At 44.4% G+C, this 16,224-nt stretch carries 14 protein-coding genes; 7 read left to right on the top strand and 7 right to left on the bottom strand.

Annotated elements, in window-relative coordinates; genetic code table 11:
• Positions 1–34: 34 nt before the first annotated feature.
• Genes B3763_RS05900 through B3763_RS05910 form a run of 3 tightly spaced genes read right to left on the bottom strand, consistent with a single transcriptional unit; the run spans position 35 to position 3,134 of the window.
• On the bottom strand, positions 35–733 hold the full coding sequence (locus B3763_RS05900) for an ABC transporter ATP-binding protein (protein ID WP_286744737.1): 699 nt from the start codon (positions 731–733) through the stop codon (positions 35–37).
• 13 nt (positions 734–746) lie between these two features.
• Positions 747–2,222 (bottom strand): DUF5687 family protein, encoded by a 1,476-nt coding sequence (locus tag B3763_RS05905; protein WP_286744740.1) that lies wholly within the window; start codon positions 2,220–2,222, stop codon positions 747–749.
• A gap of 6 nt (positions 2,223–2,228) precedes the next feature.
• The gene (locus tag B3763_RS05910) at positions 2,229–3,134 is read right to left on the bottom strand and encodes a M28 family peptidase (RefSeq protein ID WP_229838510.1); all 906 of its coding nucleotides are present in this window, start codon (positions 3,132–3,134) and stop codon (positions 2,229–2,231) included.
• Positions 3,135–3,217: 83 nt separating this feature from the next.
• Here B3763_RS05910 and B3763_RS05915 point away from each other — a divergent pair, with 83 nt between their 5' ends.
• Together B3763_RS05915 and B3763_RS05920 are read left to right on the top strand one after the other, a co-directional pair.
• Positions 3,218–4,273: a hypothetical protein gene (locus tag B3763_RS05915; RefSeq protein WP_286744742.1), complete on the top strand. Its 1,056-nt coding sequence runs from the start codon at positions 3,218–3,220 to the stop codon at positions 4,271–4,273.
• Between the two features lie 80 nt (positions 4,274–4,353).
• Positions 4,354–5,901, top strand: a complete 1,548-nt coding sequence (locus B3763_RS05920; protein ID WP_286744744.1) for a M20/M25/M40 family metallo-hydrolase — start codon at positions 4,354–4,356, stop codon at positions 5,899–5,901.
• A gap of 136 nt (positions 5,902–6,037) precedes the next feature.
• On the opposite strand, the gene yjjX is transcribed toward B3763_RS05920, so the two are convergent.
• The 3 genes from yjjX to B3763_RS05935 all read right to left on the bottom strand — a co-directional run bounded on the left by yjjX (position 6,038) and on the right by B3763_RS05935 (position 11,368).
• Positions 6,038–6,571, bottom strand: a complete 534-nt coding sequence (gene yjjX / locus B3763_RS05925; protein ID WP_286744746.1) for an inosine/xanthosine triphosphatase — start codon at positions 6,569–6,571, stop codon at positions 6,038–6,040.
• On the bottom strand, positions 6,558–7,664 hold the full coding sequence (locus B3763_RS05930) for a tetratricopeptide repeat protein (RefSeq protein WP_286744748.1): 1,107 nt from the start codon (positions 7,662–7,664) through the stop codon (positions 6,558–6,560). Before B3763_RS05930 ends, yjjX begins: the two co-directional genes overlap by 14 nt.
• 392 nt (positions 7,665–8,056) lie before the next feature.
• On the bottom strand, positions 8,057–11,368 hold the full coding sequence (locus tag B3763_RS05935) for a VPS10 domain-containing protein (RefSeq protein ID WP_286744750.1): 3,312 nt from the start codon (positions 11,366–11,368) through the stop codon (positions 8,057–8,059).
• Positions 11,369–11,540: 172 nt separating this feature from the next.
• Between B3763_RS05935 and B3763_RS05940 the strand changes: the two genes are divergently transcribed.
• The 5 genes from B3763_RS05940 (at position 11,541) to B3763_RS05960 (ending at position 16,028) form a co-directional block, all read left to right on the top strand.
• Positions 11,541–12,590, top strand: a complete 1,050-nt coding sequence (locus B3763_RS05940) for a PA0069 family radical SAM protein (RefSeq protein WP_286744752.1) — start codon at positions 11,541–11,543, stop codon at positions 12,588–12,590.
• Between the two features lie 158 nt (positions 12,591–12,748).
• Positions 12,749–14,710, top strand: a complete 1,962-nt coding sequence (locus B3763_RS05945) for an alkaline phosphatase family protein (RefSeq protein WP_286744754.1) — start codon at positions 12,749–12,751, stop codon at positions 14,708–14,710.
• 190 nt (positions 14,711–14,900) lie between these two features.
• Positions 14,901–15,149, top strand: a complete 249-nt coding sequence (locus B3763_RS05950; RefSeq protein WP_286744755.1) for a ribbon-helix-helix domain-containing protein — start codon at positions 14,901–14,903, stop codon at positions 15,147–15,149.
• Between the two features lie 5 nt (positions 15,150–15,154).
• The gene (locus B3763_RS05955) at positions 15,155–15,514 is read left to right on the top strand and encodes a type II toxin-antitoxin system RelE/ParE family toxin (RefSeq protein WP_286744757.1); all 360 of its coding nucleotides are present in this window, start codon (positions 15,155–15,157) and stop codon (positions 15,512–15,514) included.
• A gap of 52 nt (positions 15,515–15,566) precedes the next feature.
• Positions 15,567–16,028, top strand: coding sequence for a hypothetical protein (locus B3763_RS05960; RefSeq protein WP_286744758.1), 462 nt, complete (start codon positions 15,567–15,569; stop codon positions 16,026–16,028).
• Between the two features lie 7 nt (positions 16,029–16,035).
• Here the strand turns inward: B3763_RS05960 and B3763_RS05965 are convergent.
• The coding region (locus B3763_RS05965; RefSeq protein WP_286744759.1) for a His/Gly/Thr/Pro-type tRNA ligase C-terminal domain-containing protein at positions 16,036–16,224 on the bottom strand (189 nt) is incomplete at its 5' end.

Raw genomic sequence — 16,224 nt, forward strand, 5'->3', positions numbered from 1 at the left:
AAAAGTGACCGTATAGAAGACCTTCTATGCCTCGTTAGTAAGCCGCAAAATAGTCTTCCAAGTCTTTAAGCGTTGAGCTGCTCGTTTTAATGTCTTGCTTTACTTCGCCTTTTTCTAAGAGCACTATGCGCTCACAAACCTCTGTAACATGGTTGAGGTCGTGGCTAGAAATTAGCATTGTTAGCTGATGGTTCTCTTTCCAGTCTCTCAGTAAGTTTTTCAGTCTAATTTGAGTGGTTGGGTCTAAGTTGGCAAAAGGTTCATCGAGCAATATTACTTCTGGTCGGCCCATCAATGCAGCAGCTATACCCACCTTCTTTTGGTTACCTTTAGAGAGGTCTCGAATGTATTTATTTTGGCCAATAATCTCGCCATTAAAAAGGGCTTCGAATTGGCTCAAAAACTCTTTGAGGTCTCCCTGGGAGTAATCGTGCAAAGAGGCCACAAACTCAAAATACTCGTCAGGAGTTAGGTAGTCAATCAAAAAGGACTCATCCAGAAAAGAACCGGTATAGTACTTCCAGTCTTCGGTTTGGCTCACATTAACTCCCTTAGAAAGCACCTCTCCCGAACTGGCCCTTACCAGGTCTAAAATCATTCTAAAAAAGGTTGTTTTACCGGCTCCGTTGTTACCTACCAACCCAAAACTCTCTCCCTTGCCAATGACAAGCTCAGGAATATCGACTACGGTTACACCCTTGTACTGTTTTGTAAGTCCTTTTACGTTAATCATGTCTTATTCGAATTTATTGAGCCCTGAATCCTGCTGCTATTTTGTGTCTGTTTTTGACGAACGATTGGGCTATATAGTTCAACCACTTATCGCGAAGTATAAACCCTGTCAGACCCACAACCCCCAGCGTTATGAGTCCATAATCTTCTATGTCCAATATTATAAATGGAACAAAAACCAGGTATGGCAAAAATATGATCGGTAGTGCCATCAAGAACTGGGCTGCCCCAACCCCTTCGTAGTTAAAGGCTGCGCGTTTGCTCAGGTCAATTTTTTTGGGGCTAAAAAGAGCAATTCGCATAACCAAAAACACATTGACTCCAATGTTAAAAAGGAAGCAAACCAGGTTAATGAAGACAATCTTCATTCCGAAATAGGCATAGCCCAACGAAAGCACAAAGGCTATAGCGCTAGTAGCTACAAACAGGTAGTACTTGGCTTCAAAGTATTGATGAAAGGTAACTTTTCGGGTAAGTACAAAATCGAAGTAGCTGCTTTCCCAACTCAGTAAAAACTGCCCATACTGAATAAAGAAAATACCCGTAATAAAAATGCCTACAAATAAGAATATCCAGCTCATTTGTTGATACTGCTCCTCGGGATAAAAGATGAGTCCATAGAGTAGCAAAAAACTGGCAAGAAACACCGCACTTTTAGGGCGTTTGTGTCTCAAGATTAATTTAAGCTCCAGAGCAATGAGCTCTCCTACACGGCCAAAACGTTTAAGAAAAGCAAAATCTCCGGCAATTTTCGATGTCTTCTTTTTGGTAGATATCTCCTCCGGATAGGTATTGGCCGCCAGAAAGCGGTAGTTGGCATTGTAGGCAACAAACCACAGCAATAATGGAATCAATGCATAAACAGGCTGACCAAGCAAGCCATTGAAGAGTGTAGCGGAAAGCTCAGAGAGCGAAAATACTTCATAGTAGTCTGCAGCCCCCACAGCCATAAACAGGCCTGCTATTACCAACAACAGATTGGGCTGTTCATTAAGCTTTTTCTTGAATAGTATAGTGAGAAAGTGCAGAGTAAAAACAAGGCTAATAATGGCCAGAAGCCAGCCAAGACCGGGAAGAAAACCCGCTTCGGGTACAACAGTGCTTAATGTAAAAGGCAGAAAAATGAGTATTCCGAGAAAGTTAAAAACACTCAGGTGGCTTTTTCTGAGCATAAAGTGCAGCATCTTCTTTTTGCGCATGGGTAGGTGCAAGTAGGGCTGAATAGCCAATACCGGCACATTTTGTAAAAAGAATCGCAAGAAAAACTCAAAAGCAAAATAATAAATGACAAAACCACTCACCACCTCTATAGGGCTTTGCCCGGGAAAAACCGACTCCAGTATTTTGGGCAAGAAAATACCCACCAGTAAAACATAGAACAGCAACATTAAAGCAGCGAAGCCCAGAAAAACGTTAGCAATAAGGTTTTTGGCCCAAATGGGAGATCTTAGTTGCTGTTTAAAAGAATGGCTGAGTAGTGTTTGAATCATAACGGTTTAGTTAAGAGCCGCATCCAGGGCTAAAATGCAGTCCAAAATGGCGTGCACCGCCTTTATGTAGAAATCTTTATTAACGTTCTCAAAATCATCGGTAGGCTTGTGATAATGCTCATGATCTTCTACACCAAAGTAGAGAAAAGGGATTCCCTTTTTATGAAAAGGGCCATGGTCCGAAGAGTTGGTCCAGTCGTCATTGCCCAGGTCGGGAGAGTCATGTCCAAACTTGAGCTGCAGAGGCAATACATTCACTTCCTGAATAATAGGTTTTAACTGAGGGTAGTGGTGCGTACCGGCTACGTAAAGCTCATTCTTATCGTTCATGCTGATCATGTCCATGTTAATGTTCAGCTTGATCATCTCTTGCGGAATGCTAGGGTCATTTACAAAAGCTTTAGCCCCTTGCAAGCCCATTTCCTCGGCATCAAGCGCAGCAAACACCAGCGTATGTCGGGGTTTGTAACTCTGAAAATATTCTGCCAGTGCCAATAAGGCAGCCACTCCGGAAGCATTATCATCGGCACCATTGTACACCACCCCATCACGAACACCCAGATGATCGAAGTGAGCAGTTATAACAAAGGCAGTTTGTTGTTCACCTTTAATGTAGCCCACAATGTTTTCGCCCTGAATGGTATCGCCTCTGGAGGTGGTAAAAGAAAAGGGGTGCCTGAAGTCATCCTGAAGGCTCTTCAGGCGCATATTTTCCATTTGCTTAATAATGAATCTTCGGGCGGCCTCGGCTCCATTGGTTCCGGTTCTTCTGCCTTCGGCTGCGTCATGAGAAAGTTTTCTCAAGTCTTCTAGCATAAATTCTGTATCCAGCCGATCTAACTGGGCCTGGCTCTTGAGGGAAAACAGACAAAAGAGAAGAGAAAACAGAATGAAATTTGAATACCTTTGCATCGTTATGGGAGTTGTAGAAAGCATATTGCTATCTGGTTGCTGATTCGATCCTTTCTTAAACATAATCAATACCTTAACAAGATTTGCGCTCATTTGCCTACAAATTTCTGTTCATTACCTCTCTGCTAACCATCGCTTTGGTTGGCCATGCACAAACCGATATCAAAAATATTCTTGAGAACCTTAAGCTCAATCAAGCCCTTTATCCTCCTGAAGATATTTTACAGACAAAATCAGTTGTACTTTTTTCTGTGCCGATGGATGATGACGCGACCGAATGGCAGAATATGCTCGATGAAATGCAACAGTTTTTTGCAGAAGTGGGGGTAGATGCCGTGGCTTATTTACCGCTCAATAATTACGATGTGGGTATGCACACCCCCCAGGCTTTTCCCGAGTTTATCAAAACCAGAGGTATAGAAAATCTCATTATATTTTCAGCACCACACCTTAAAGGGCCTTATTTCATAGCCATATTACCCTTTAACAAACAAAACACCCTCTACAACCCCGGTACTTCTGCTTTTGCCCGATTAGCTTCCGATCCCAAAACGGTATGGCAAGAACTGGGCTCCTATTTTAAGACCGACCAGTTTAGGAGAACCAACCTGCTGGTGAATGAAAATCCGGAAATGTTTTACCCCACCGTTGCGCCAGGTTTGATAGCCCGGTCTATTCCGTCACAGGTGGCAGAGTTCAAAATTGCTCTAAAGCCTTACGATGCTCAAAGAGGCCAAAAGGAACCTGTTTACAGATTACACCATAGCCATATTTTTGCAGCCGACTCTTTGCAACAAGTCTTGATGAGGCAAAACCAGGCCCTGGAAGCTCTGGCGGCCGACACTACTAACACCATGGCACTGGTAGATCGTGCAGCCACTTCAGCCGAATTGAGGAGAGCCGGGTTTATCTATGAGTTGCAAATGGTTCAAGGAACGGAAGAAGAGGTAAGCAAGTGGATTCCTTTTCCAAACCGGACAAAGACCGGAAAGCAAAGGGTGTATAAATTCTATTTGAATGACCTTCGAACCAACACCATTTATGTTGGAAAAGAGTGGGATGCCTCAGGCGACTGGTTTTTGGCGCTTGCTCGTTTTGTGGAACAAATTAGACTTGCCGCTACTCAGAAAGGCAATTGAGAACGGTTATTTTCCACACATCCCAAAATTGAGCCTACTATTTGTACGGATACCTATCTTTAACAAAAACCAATGATAAAATGAGGACAGTAAAAGTATTTTTTGTGTGCTTGTTGCTATGCACATACTCCGCATTTGGGTTTCAAAACACCCAAATCGATTACAATGCACTTTATAAAATAAAGGATGAAGGCCTGAACAACAGCCAGGTGATGGACATTGCCTGGAACCTCACCGATAGGATTGGACCTAGACTTACGGGTTCAGAAGGCTTAAAAAGAGCTTACGATTGGACGGCCGCTCAAATGAAGGAGTGGGGTCTTTCTAATGTGAAAGTAGAGCCATGGGGTGAGTTTGGAGAAGGCTGGGACGTAAGAAAGTCTTATCTGGCCATGACAGTACCATACTACCAGGCGTTAATCGGTATTCCAAAAGCCTGGACACCGGGCACCAACGGACCTATTTCGGCCGAAGCGATATATGTAGACGTAAGTTCCGAAGCCGATCTTGCTCAATACAAAGGCAAACTCAAAGGAAAGGTAGTTTTAATGCCCACCAACATTGAAGCAAAAACCACTTTTGAGGCAGATGCCACCCGTTGGACGGAAGAGCAGCTGCAAGACATGACCACCGAAAGAGTGAGTAATGCGGATGGTTCTTTTAGCCAAAGAAGAATATCAGACTTCAGAAGAGCAGCCAACTTGAGAAATGCCGCCTATCAAATGTTTAAAGACGAAGGAGTGGCCATGGTGCTCAATACACACAGAGGAGGAGGACAAGGTACTTTCTTTACTTCTAATGGTGCTCGCAGAGAGGAGAACCCCCTTCCTGAAATGGAAATAGCTCCGGAACATTACAACCGAATGGTAAGACTTTTGGTGAAAGGTGAGCCGGTTAGAATAGAAGCCGACACAAAAACCGAATTTCACACCAAAGACCTGCAGGGCTACAATGTAATTGCAGAAATTCCGGGTTCAGACCCTAAGCTTAAAGACGAAGTTGTAATGCTTGGTGCCCACCTCGATTCTTGGTTTGCGGGCACAGGAGCCACAGACAACGCGGCTGGTTCGGCCACCATGATGGAGGCCATAAGAATACTTAAAGAGTCGGGCGTGCCGTTAAAGAGAACTGTGCGAATTGCTCTTTGGAGCGGTGAAGAGCAGGGTCTTTACGGTTCAAGAAACTATGTTCAGAAAGAATTTATGAACAATGGTATGCCTAACAAAAAGCACGAGCAGTTTTCGGCCTACTACAATATGGACAATGGAACAGGTGCCATCAGAGGTATTTACCTTCAGGGCAACGAAGCCATTCGTACCATTTTCACCGAGTGGTTCAAGGTGTTTGAAGACATGGGTGCCAGTACTGTAACCATTAGAAATACCGGAGGAACCGATCACCAGGCTTTCGATGGTATTGGTTTGCCGGGCTTCCAGTTTATTCAAGATCCTATAGACTACGGTACAAGAACCCACCACACCAATATGGATTTGTACGAAAGACTACAGGCAGCCGACTTGAGAAAAAATGCGGTGATCATTGCTACAATGGTAATGCAAACCGCCAATATGGATCAGAAAATGCCTAGAAAGCCTAAGGTATTTGATAACCTTAACAGAAGCAGATAGCTTGTAAACTACTGCAAGTAAAACTCATTATAGACTGCCGACTCTGCCAAGGGTCGGCAGTTGTTTTATATGCCATTGCCCACAGGTTTAGGCCTTTAAAAAAGCCACCTATTAAGTCAGACTATCGGGCTGAGGGCTAGTATAAATCCTGATTTACGAAAGGAATGAGGGCTAAGACTACAGCCGGTTCGTAGTATTCGGCCCGGTTGATCAGGTCTTTAGTGAGAATACCTACCGCACCATTTTTCTGCTTAGAGTTGGAACGCTTAAAAACCATATCGTCTGCCACTCCGAGCTCTATGCCCTTATGAATGAGCTGCTGAATTTGTGGAGGAAGATCGAAACTTGCTGTTCGTGCTTTTCCCCTTCGGGTGGAAGAAACAATGTATACCCAGGCAAAAGCCTCCATGCTCTGGTGTACCTCATCAATACCACCTTCTATACCCACCCAGTAGTGAGCCTCAGGAACAAGCCTACCGGCATTTTCGGCCCGGTTTTGGGCTCCCTGCAAGGTTTCTTTGTCGGTCATGGGCTGGTCGGCCACTCCTGATGGAACCGAAATACCCTCCACTAGTATACGACTCTCGGGAAATACCTTTTTAAAGGCGGCAGCCGTACAGTTAATCTTTACCGGGTTTTTAGAAGCAACAACTACTTTAATTTCCTTCATTCAACTGTGCCAGTTTCTCCGTCATGCCAAGGCGCTCATAATATACCTTGAGTGCCCTCATTACTTTCTCATCTTTCGGGTTAACCTCCCGGGCCTTCTCCATATATGGCAGTGCTCTTCGGGTCCAATCATGGCCAATCTGCTCGGTTTCTTTGCCGCGTATTTCGTATTCTTCCTTGCTCATAAGGTTTACGCGCACATAAACCCTATTGGCCTGTTCGTTAATCATTACCGAATAATTGTAGTTGGCTGTAAAGTCGTTCGGAAAGCTTGTCAGATAACGCTCGTAACTTCTGGAAGCCATTTCAAAGTAGCGCTCCGATCGCTCAGGCTCGCCATTCAGGTAGGCTTCTTTAAATATCCGATCGTACAGGTCGGCCTGTCTAAGCACCAGCATGGCGTTGTTGGGGTTACGCTGTATGGAGGTTTTAAGCACCGACTCGGCTGCTTCAAATCGCTTGAGACGAATGAGAATGCTGATTTCCTGAAAGATATAGGGCAAGTGATTGGGATACTCAAAAAGGGCTTCTTCCACAATGTCCAGTTGCTGTGTATCGGGCACACCCAAAGCCTGCTGGCATACAATGAGGCCGTTGTAAGCATTTTTAGAAAGGCGCATAAAATCTCTAAGTGCCAGGTAATTATCTATAGCCTTTTGGTATTGACCTGCATTTTGAGCACTTAGGGCCGCGTATAAATAGCCGGTAGAGTCGGCAGGCTTTAGTATTTGAGCTTTCTCGAACAACTCGGAGGCCCTACTGAACTTGCTACTTTGGAAATCGGTGATGCCGTTATTAATAAAGTCAGCCCACAGTAGTTCAATCTGATTGTTCGCCAAAATGTGAAGATTGTTGGAAGGGTCCGTGAGTTCTTTAGTTTTCTTGTAGGCTTCGGCTATGGTGGTAACCAGCTGTTTTTGATCGGCTTTAATCTCCTGAATGGCCGGGTCGTTCGATTTCAAGATTTCATGATACACCCTTGCCTTAGTGTACCATGCCCTTGGGTTTTGTTTAGCCTCCACAGCTTGAAAGGCCTCATCTATCGCGGCTTTGGCCTCCACATAGTTCTTGTCGTTGAGGAAGGTGTTCGCCACAGAAATCAGGTCCTGCGCACGAGCGTGCTCGGTTAAGAGGGAAACCAATATGATGACGACATATTTCAATGATCCAGCCTTGCCGCTAGTGGCAAATTTAAAAGATTTGAGAGATTCTATTAAAAAGTTGAGGCTTGAATGAGAATTAAATATACACCTCTTTTCAAGACACTTAAATATAAAAAAATGTATTTGACACGCTTTTAATCGAAACAGGTGTCTATCAGGGTGTAATTCAATACGTTGCGGATAAAACTGGGATATTCCTGGCACAATCCCAAAAAACAAAGCGGCTCTTTAGAGATTAGGTCTGTTGTGGTAAATAGTGGCTTCGGTTAGCCACTATTCGGCAGACTTCTCTATTGAGCCGCTTTGCAAAGCCTAAAGAGCTTTTACTTGCTCCAGTTAGGCAAAGCCCCTGCCAGCCATGGGCTGTTTCTGCTGCCAAGCTTTCGGTGCATTGCCTCCATTCGGCTTTGAAGAGCTCGCACCGAGGTCAAAATCGGAGTAAACTCATCGGCCGCAATTTCATAGTTTTTAATGGATGTGCCCGTAACATCTGAGAGCGAGCCATAGATGTCGTAGGCGGCACTTTGGGCGCGCTGGCGCATGTCATAGTCACCATCCATATCGAGTCTCCCCAGGTTGGGGTCTCCATTCATTGCTATGTTTATGGCTTCCAGTTCTTTTTCTAATTCATCAATTTCTTTGAGCAATTGTAACGATTCCTGAATAGGCATGGCTTTAGCCGATGCTCTGAAGACATCCAACTCACCGCCCATTTCAGAAAGGACCGACCTAGTGGCGTTCATGGCTGCTACCAGGCGGGCTGCTTTCTTCTTAAACTCTGCCATGGCCGACCAATTTGCGGCAGGCAGGGTGCGGTTATTGAGCTCCGACACGCGGAAAGGTACGTTACTAACCAGCTCCGAAAGCTCGCCTTTCAGCACCTGACTCATGCTTACCGTGTAAGTACCCGGCACTACAAACACGCCCGTAGAGCTGAGGCTCGATGAAGGGTTGGCCTGACGGGCATTTACGCTATAAAAGTTCATGTATGTAAGATCCCAAACTATTTGGTTTAGTCCTTTGCGCAACGGACTTCTCAGCTCACTCACTACTTCTCCGGCCTGGTCTTTAATGGTGAATATCAGGTAAGAGGGGGCTTCATTTTGCTCGGCTTTGTATTCCTCCAAACTAGGATACGGAATGGCCTCTCCTTTTTTAAAGGCTTCAGACTCCCGCCTGTTTCTTTCGGCCCTCAGAGTGGTAGTGCCTTCTTTGAGATAATAGTTAATAATAGCTCCCGTTTGAGGGTTGGGGGCAGAATAGTGCATTTCGCCCTGAAAACCGTGCTCTCTCGATCCCAAAGAGCCTAGTGGAGTCCATTCGTTGAACATTTTGGCTTCGGAAATAGAAAATATATGAGCTTGTTTTTCGGCAATCTCCTCAGAGAATTCTCTTAAAATGCTGTAGTCGTCAAGCACATAAAACCCTCGGCCAAAGGTGCCCAGTACCAGATCGTTTTCTCTTTCCTGAATAGCCATGTCTCTCACGTTAATTGTAGGTAGCCCGGCCTTTAGGGCCTTCCAGCTTTGACCTCCATTCAGGCTTACATGTACGCCATATTCAGTGCCCGCAAAAAGAATGTTGGCATTTACATGGTCTTGTTCCAGAGCATACACCGATCCTTCGGGCAGGTTACTGCTTATGCTTCGCCAGGTTCTGCCTTTGTCATTACTCACATAGACATATGGAGTAAAGTCTCCACTTTTGTGATTATTAAATGCCGCATACACAGTGTTTACATCGTGTTTTGAGGCAATAAGGTCATATACATAAGTGTTTTCAGGTACTCCGGGAAAGCGGTTTATCTTAAACCAGTTCTTGCCTCCATCTTCCGTTACACTAATCTGCCCATCGTCAGAACCCACATAAATTAGCCCTTGCTGAAGTCTGGACTCATCGAGCGATACTGCGGCACCGTATCTGGAAGTAGATCCATTTTTGGCTACTGCATCCATAGGCCATATTTTACCCATTACAGGCAACAGGTTCCGGTCTATATCCTGATCTAACTCTCCGCTAATCACCTCCCAGGAGTTCCCGCGATCGGTACTTTTGAAAAGTTTGTTTCCAGCAAAGTATATGGTTTTATGGTCGTGTGGACTCACCATAAGGGGAGAGTCCCAGTTGAAGTTATATTCTTTTTCTCCTTTTTCCGGACGGGGAACAATGGTTACACTTTCTCCACTTTTTCTATCGAAACGAATGAGGCCTCCATTTTGCGATTGAGCATACACAATATTGGGTTCAACAGGGTCGGGTACCGACTCAAAACCATCGCCTCCTTGAGTCACAATCCAATCGGAACTAATAATTCCGTGTCGGCTCACCGTTTGCGAGGGGCCATGTAGGCTGTAGTTATCTTGGGTTCCGCCCATTATGTTGTAAAAGGGTTCTGCATTGTCTACCGAAACTTTATAGAACTGTGTTACCGGCAGGTTGGTAAAAAACTTCCAGTTTTCTCCCTGATCAAAGCTTTCATACACACCGCCATCGCAGCCCTGAAGAATGTGCTTGTTGTTTTTAGGGTTAATCCACATAGCGTGGTTATCCCAGTGCTTACTCTTTTCTCCCAGTTGGGTGAAAGTTTTTCCTCCATCAACCGTCACCATGGTGAATGTGTTGAGAGAGTACACACGGTCTACATCTACCGGATCGGCTACAATCTCCTGATAGTAGTTTCCGCTGGTAGAATGGTTGCTCATTTTTTGCCAGGAGGCTCCACGATTCGTGCTTCTGTAGAATCCGCCTTGCCCGTTCTGTGCTTCTACAATGGCATAAAGTACTTCAGGGTTGGCGGGAGAAATGGCCATACCTATACGTCCCTTGTCCACTCCCGGAAGTCCGCGGTTTATCTTGTCCCAAGTTTTGCCGGCATCGGTAGATTTGTATATACCCGACTCCGGGCCTCCACCCAGGTAGGTCCATTGTCTTCTCCTGCGCTGATGCGCGGTGGCATAAATTACATCGGGGTTTCTGGGGTCAAGGTGTACCTCGTTTACCCCCGTATGCTCCGATATTTCGAGTACCTTTTCCCAGGTTTCGCCACCATTGGTTGTTTTGTAAAGACCTCTGTCGCCTCCTGCACTCCACAAGGGGCCATAAGCAGCCACATATACTACATCCGAGTTTCTGGGGTCTATAGCAATCATGCCAATGTGCTCAGACTTTTTTAGGCCCATGTGTTTAAATGAGGCTCCTCCATCAATGGATTTATAAATGCCGTCACCATAAGAAACCGAGCGCTGGTTGTTGTTTTCTCCGGTTCCTACCCAAATCACATTGTGGTTGTTGGGGTCCATGGCCAGGGCTCCTATAGAGTAGCTGCCATAATTATCAAAAATGGGATCGAATGTAGTACCGGCATTCGTGGTTTTCCATACCCCTCCGGCAGCAGCGGCTACGTAAAACTCGGCAGGGTTATCAGGGTTCACCGCCAGGTCAGCTATTCGACCCGATGTAAGGGCCGGACCCACGCTTCTGAAACGAAGGGTGTTTAATGAAAAGCCATCGGAAGGGTCTTTTTGAACCGCTGTACTTTCCGTTTTTTGATTTCTTCTTTGGGCTTGTGCCTCATACCATGAGAAGGAGCAGGTAAGGACTACCAGTACAAGCCAGTAGGGCAAATATTTTTTCATGAATAGAATGAGTTTGATTCTGACAAAAGAACAAGTTAGTCCTTCGCTCCAAATTATTTTTTCCTCTGATCAAAAAACCTGATTTCACCAGTTATTGGAAGCGCATTTTTAGTACCCCTCCGATAATATTTAGTTAATTGCTATTATATTTAGCATTGCTAAATATAATACTATGATAAAAGGAAGAGGAGCACAGATTCAGGTGAAGAATAGGTTTTTGCTGCACGAGTACGTACAGGAGCATCTGGAAGGAATAGATGAATACGATGAGGGGGCTCCTCCTACCCAATATGTTCCCATATTCCCCAAAACCATAGTCAACAAAGTGGTAAGTCCCGATGTAGGCATGGAGTTTTCGCTAAATCCCTATCAGGGCTGCGAGCACGGCTGCATTTATTGTTATGCGAGAAACTCCCATGAGTACTGGGGCTATAATGCCGGGCTTGACTTCGAACGCGTAGTCCTTTATAAGCAGAATGCCCCTTCCCTGCTCGAAAGCTATTTTCAGAAACCCACCTATGAGCCAGCCACCATTGTACTTTCAGGCAACACAGACTGCTATCAGCCAATAGAGCGCAAGCTCGGCATTACCCGAAAACTTCTGGAGGTCTTTTTAAAATATAAACATCCGGTGGGCATTATTACCAAAAATGTGTTAGCAACCAGAGATGCCGACCTTCTCAGTGATCTGGCTAAGGACGATTTGGCTACTATTATCTTTTCTGTAACAACGCTGGATGAAAAAGTAAGGCGAAAACTTGAACCCCGAACAGCTACTACACAGCAGAAACTCAGGGCAATAGAGGCGCTGAGCCGTTTGGGTGTAAACTGCAACATTATGATTGGCCCAATTATTCCCGGGCTGAACGACCATGAAATTCCCAATATTATGGAGGCCGCCTCAAAGGCCGGAGCAAGGAGTGCAGGCTTTACCATGGTCAGGCTAAACGGTCAGATTGGTCAGGTTTTCGAGCATTGGGTGAAAAAGGCTTTTCCCGATAGAGCCACTAAAATACTTAACCAAATAAAGGGAGCCCATGGCGGGCAACTCAACGACAGCCGTTTTGGAAAGCGAATGCAGGGAGAGGGTATAATGGTTGAATCGATTCATAAGCTGTTTGCTATAAGCAAGACCAAATACTTTGGAAATTCACATCACAGGCCCCCTCTAAGGACAGATTTATTCGTGAAAACCAAAAGGGGGCAAATGGGCTTGTTTTAGGGGTGTTTTTTAGCAAGACAATGAGCCATAAATGGATTTTTTATAGCTCATGAATGGATAGTTTCGTGAGCCATATGTTTATAGTCAGTAGCATAGCATTTTCCTACTCCTTCTAATTTCTTATCTTCATACGCACCAACTAAATTAAGCGTACTACAATGAACACAAACACAAATCGGGTTTTTGACCATGTATTCATTATCATGTTCGAGAACCAATACCGGAGCTATGTAATGGAAAACGAATATTTCCGGGGTCTCGCCAGGCAAGGCATAGACATGGCTAACTACTTTGGGGTAATGCATCCCTCGCAAACCAACTACATTGCTTCGATTGCTGCCGAGCTATGTAATATGACAGACGATGACCCACCTCCGAGCCCACTTGAGCAGCGCACCATCGTAGACCTGATAGAAGAATCGCCCTATAGACTCGACTGGAAGGCATATATGGATAGCTACATACCTCAAAACCAACCGTGGTCTGAAGGCATGCAGCCCAAAGACGAGTATCCGTATATGATTAAGCATAACCCATTCTCTTCTTTCAAAAACATTATTGAGAATGAGTCCAGGTGGAAGAAAATCCAGAATGAAGCAGCCCTTTACTCCGATTTGCTCAATGGTACTCTTCCGGCCTACAGCTGGTTTACTCCCAATATGTGGAACGATGGGCACTATCTGGACGGAACGAATCCGATCGATATTCCGGCCGATAAAGACAAGCAGCCCAAGGAACGCGCCCCTACTTTAGTCGATCAGGCAGCCGTTTGGCTGGAAGGTTTTTTTAATTCGCTCAACTTTCCAGGGCCCAACTCACACTTTCCCCCCAACACGCTTGTCGTAGTGACTTTCGATGAGGCCGATTTTGAAGCGGCATACGATCTGCCCAAAGACAAAAAATATTTCTATGATGGTCCCAACCAGATTTATACCGTCCTTCTTGGAGATATGGTACAGGCAGGAGGAGTAGCTTTGGAAGGCTACAACCACTACAGTTTAATCAAAACCATTGAGCACAATTTTGGCTTGGGATCTTTGGGTAAGAATGATAAAGAGGCCAACTGGTTTAAGTTTTTGTGGGGCGAAACGTTTATTTGGGAAGCTCCGGAACCGACTCCTTTTGAGGTTTCAGGTCAAATGACCTCTGCGAACTACAAAGACGTTCTTTATATGGTTTATGCTGAAGAAGGAGGGGCTTTGCATTATGCCACTTTCGATGGTGACCATTGGAGTGAGAGCAGAACCGTGGGTGTTTCAGCTTCAGGGCTATTAGCCATGGCCTCAACAAGCGATCAGTTGACCTTGGCTTATGTTGACGAGGGAAAACTGATGACCCTCAATTACTCAGAATCCAAAGGTTGGGGCAGGAAGCCTCTGCTTATGGAACAAGGCGTGAGTAAAGTAAGCATGGTAGCATTTAATGAAGCAAGCCAGCTGATGTTGGCTTATTCAGACGCTTCAGGCAATGTACATTCTATGGTGACCGATAACTCTGGCCAATGGCAACCTTCCGTTGCAGTGGGTTTTAGCAGTGCTGGAGAAATTCAGCTGGGAGTTTTGGGGCCATCTATCTATTTGATTATGCAGGACACCGCTTCAGGTCAAATGATGATATGCTCCTATAATACGGCCGACTTCAACGTGGTGACTTTGCAGAAATCTGCCTACAACGGCCCGCAGAGCAACACCTCTAAAGACAAGTGGTCGCCCAATGTCTATCCGGTCGCCCATTTTTCTGCTGCAGCCTATGCAGGAACACCAAAGGAGAAAGAGCCTGTTTCTCAACCCTATTTGGGCTCAGGCGAGCTGGCTTGTGCTACGCTCGATGGAGTGATGCACCTGGTGCATCGCGGAGTTGGCAACGATTTGTTGCTTACCGAATCGTTTTCGATTCATGGATTAATGACTCCGGAACACCCCATTTCGTACGACCCTGCGCAATCGGCCACAACTAACTCCGGTTATGGAACACTGGCTCAGGCCGGCTGGTCGGAGCAGTCAGCTATATTGGGAGCCTATGCTTCGGGGGCTACAGGTATGGCCGAAGTAAATGGAGAATTGATTTTGCTCTTTGTTAAAGAAAACGGAGCATTGGAAATGGTAAGAGGAGGTTATTAGCCTCCTTTTATATACTGGCAGAGGGAAGGGGGGTGAAAATTGTATCGGATATTGAGTACAGCGTATTGAGATAATGAGCTATAAACGGATTATTTATAGCTCATAAACAGGTAGCTCTGTGAGCTATAAAGCCTAATTTTTATTATTTGTCAAATATTGAAAAGATTAAGAATATTGCATAGATTAGATTATGGCTAACTTCAAAAGCATAAATGTGCCTCTTACCGATGAAATGAAGCGTTTTGTTTCGGAGCAAGCTGGTGATGGCACTATGTATTCCACCCCAAGTGAATATGTTCGCGATTTAATTCGGCATGATCATGAGAGAAAAGAAGCAGAAGCACTTCGAGAGTCAATTCTGGAGGGATATCAGGATATCGCTGAAGGAAAAGTAACAGCTTTCTCTGGAGATCTTAGAAAGGATATAGGACTTAAGTAAGTGCTATGGTTCAAGTTTTTTTAACCGACAGAGCCAAAGAAGACATTCGTGAAATCTATCGTTACTCAATTGAGGAGTTTGGTGTAAATGTCGCTGAGAAATATATAGATAAGATTGAATTCAGCTTATCAGTCTTAAGCGAACAACCTGACCTTCTTTTGAACAAGCCCAATATTTCTCCTCATTATCAGTTGTATCAATCCGGTAGTCATTGGCTGATTTGTGAGAAACAAGGAGACATTATTTATGTAGTAACCATAAAGCATACCTCTATGAATATTATCGAAAAGCTGACCGAGTTGAAGCCAATGCTACAGAAGGAGATTGAAATGATTAAAAGGAGATTCCTTTCAAATAAGGCATGAAGTCGAAATTATTTAGGACAAATCACTTAAATTATGGTTAGACTATAAGTTTATGAGAATTGAAGTTACCTATCTAAAGACCCGCTTTACTGAGACATTTAATGATAAAATGTCTTATGAAAAGTTAAAGTCAATATCTCAATATGATTTAAAGTTGGAGATGGCTCTTTTTAAAACAAAAACAATAATGGATTTTCATTCTGACTATAAAATTGAACGATGGATTTTCAGAGTATTTTGGCCATTGACTTTATTGATGATCCCATCTCTAATTACTCTGATAATACTGGATTTTCCAGAAAATGGACTCCTATCAGATATACTAATGACCCTAGTTGTAATTGGGTTTCTAAGCTTTTTTCCTTACATGTATTCTCACTCTTATGCTTTAAGTTTAAGAGAGATCAAAAAAAGCTTGAAACTGAGGAATAATAGACTAATTAAAAGTCATAAAAATGCCATCTCCTCTTCAACATTTGAGGAATATCTTGCTAAACAAGCTAAAGTTAAGTAGCCGTCAGTTAAAGCCTCCTCAAAAGCCCTTCTAACGCACAGCTTTCTTTCAACTTGCCTTTCAGCTCATCGATAGAAACCCTGATTTGAGACAGGTCATCTCTATCTCGGATAGTTACCGTGTTATCTTCCAGCGTATCGTAATCAACGGTTACGCAGAAAGGAGTACCGATGGCATCTTGCCTTCTGTAGCGCTT

Source organism: Roseivirga sp. UBA1976, from assembly GCF_002336325.1.
Classification (GTDB): Bacteria; Bacteroidota; Bacteroidia; order Cytophagales; family Cyclobacteriaceae; genus Roseivirga; species Roseivirga thermotolerans.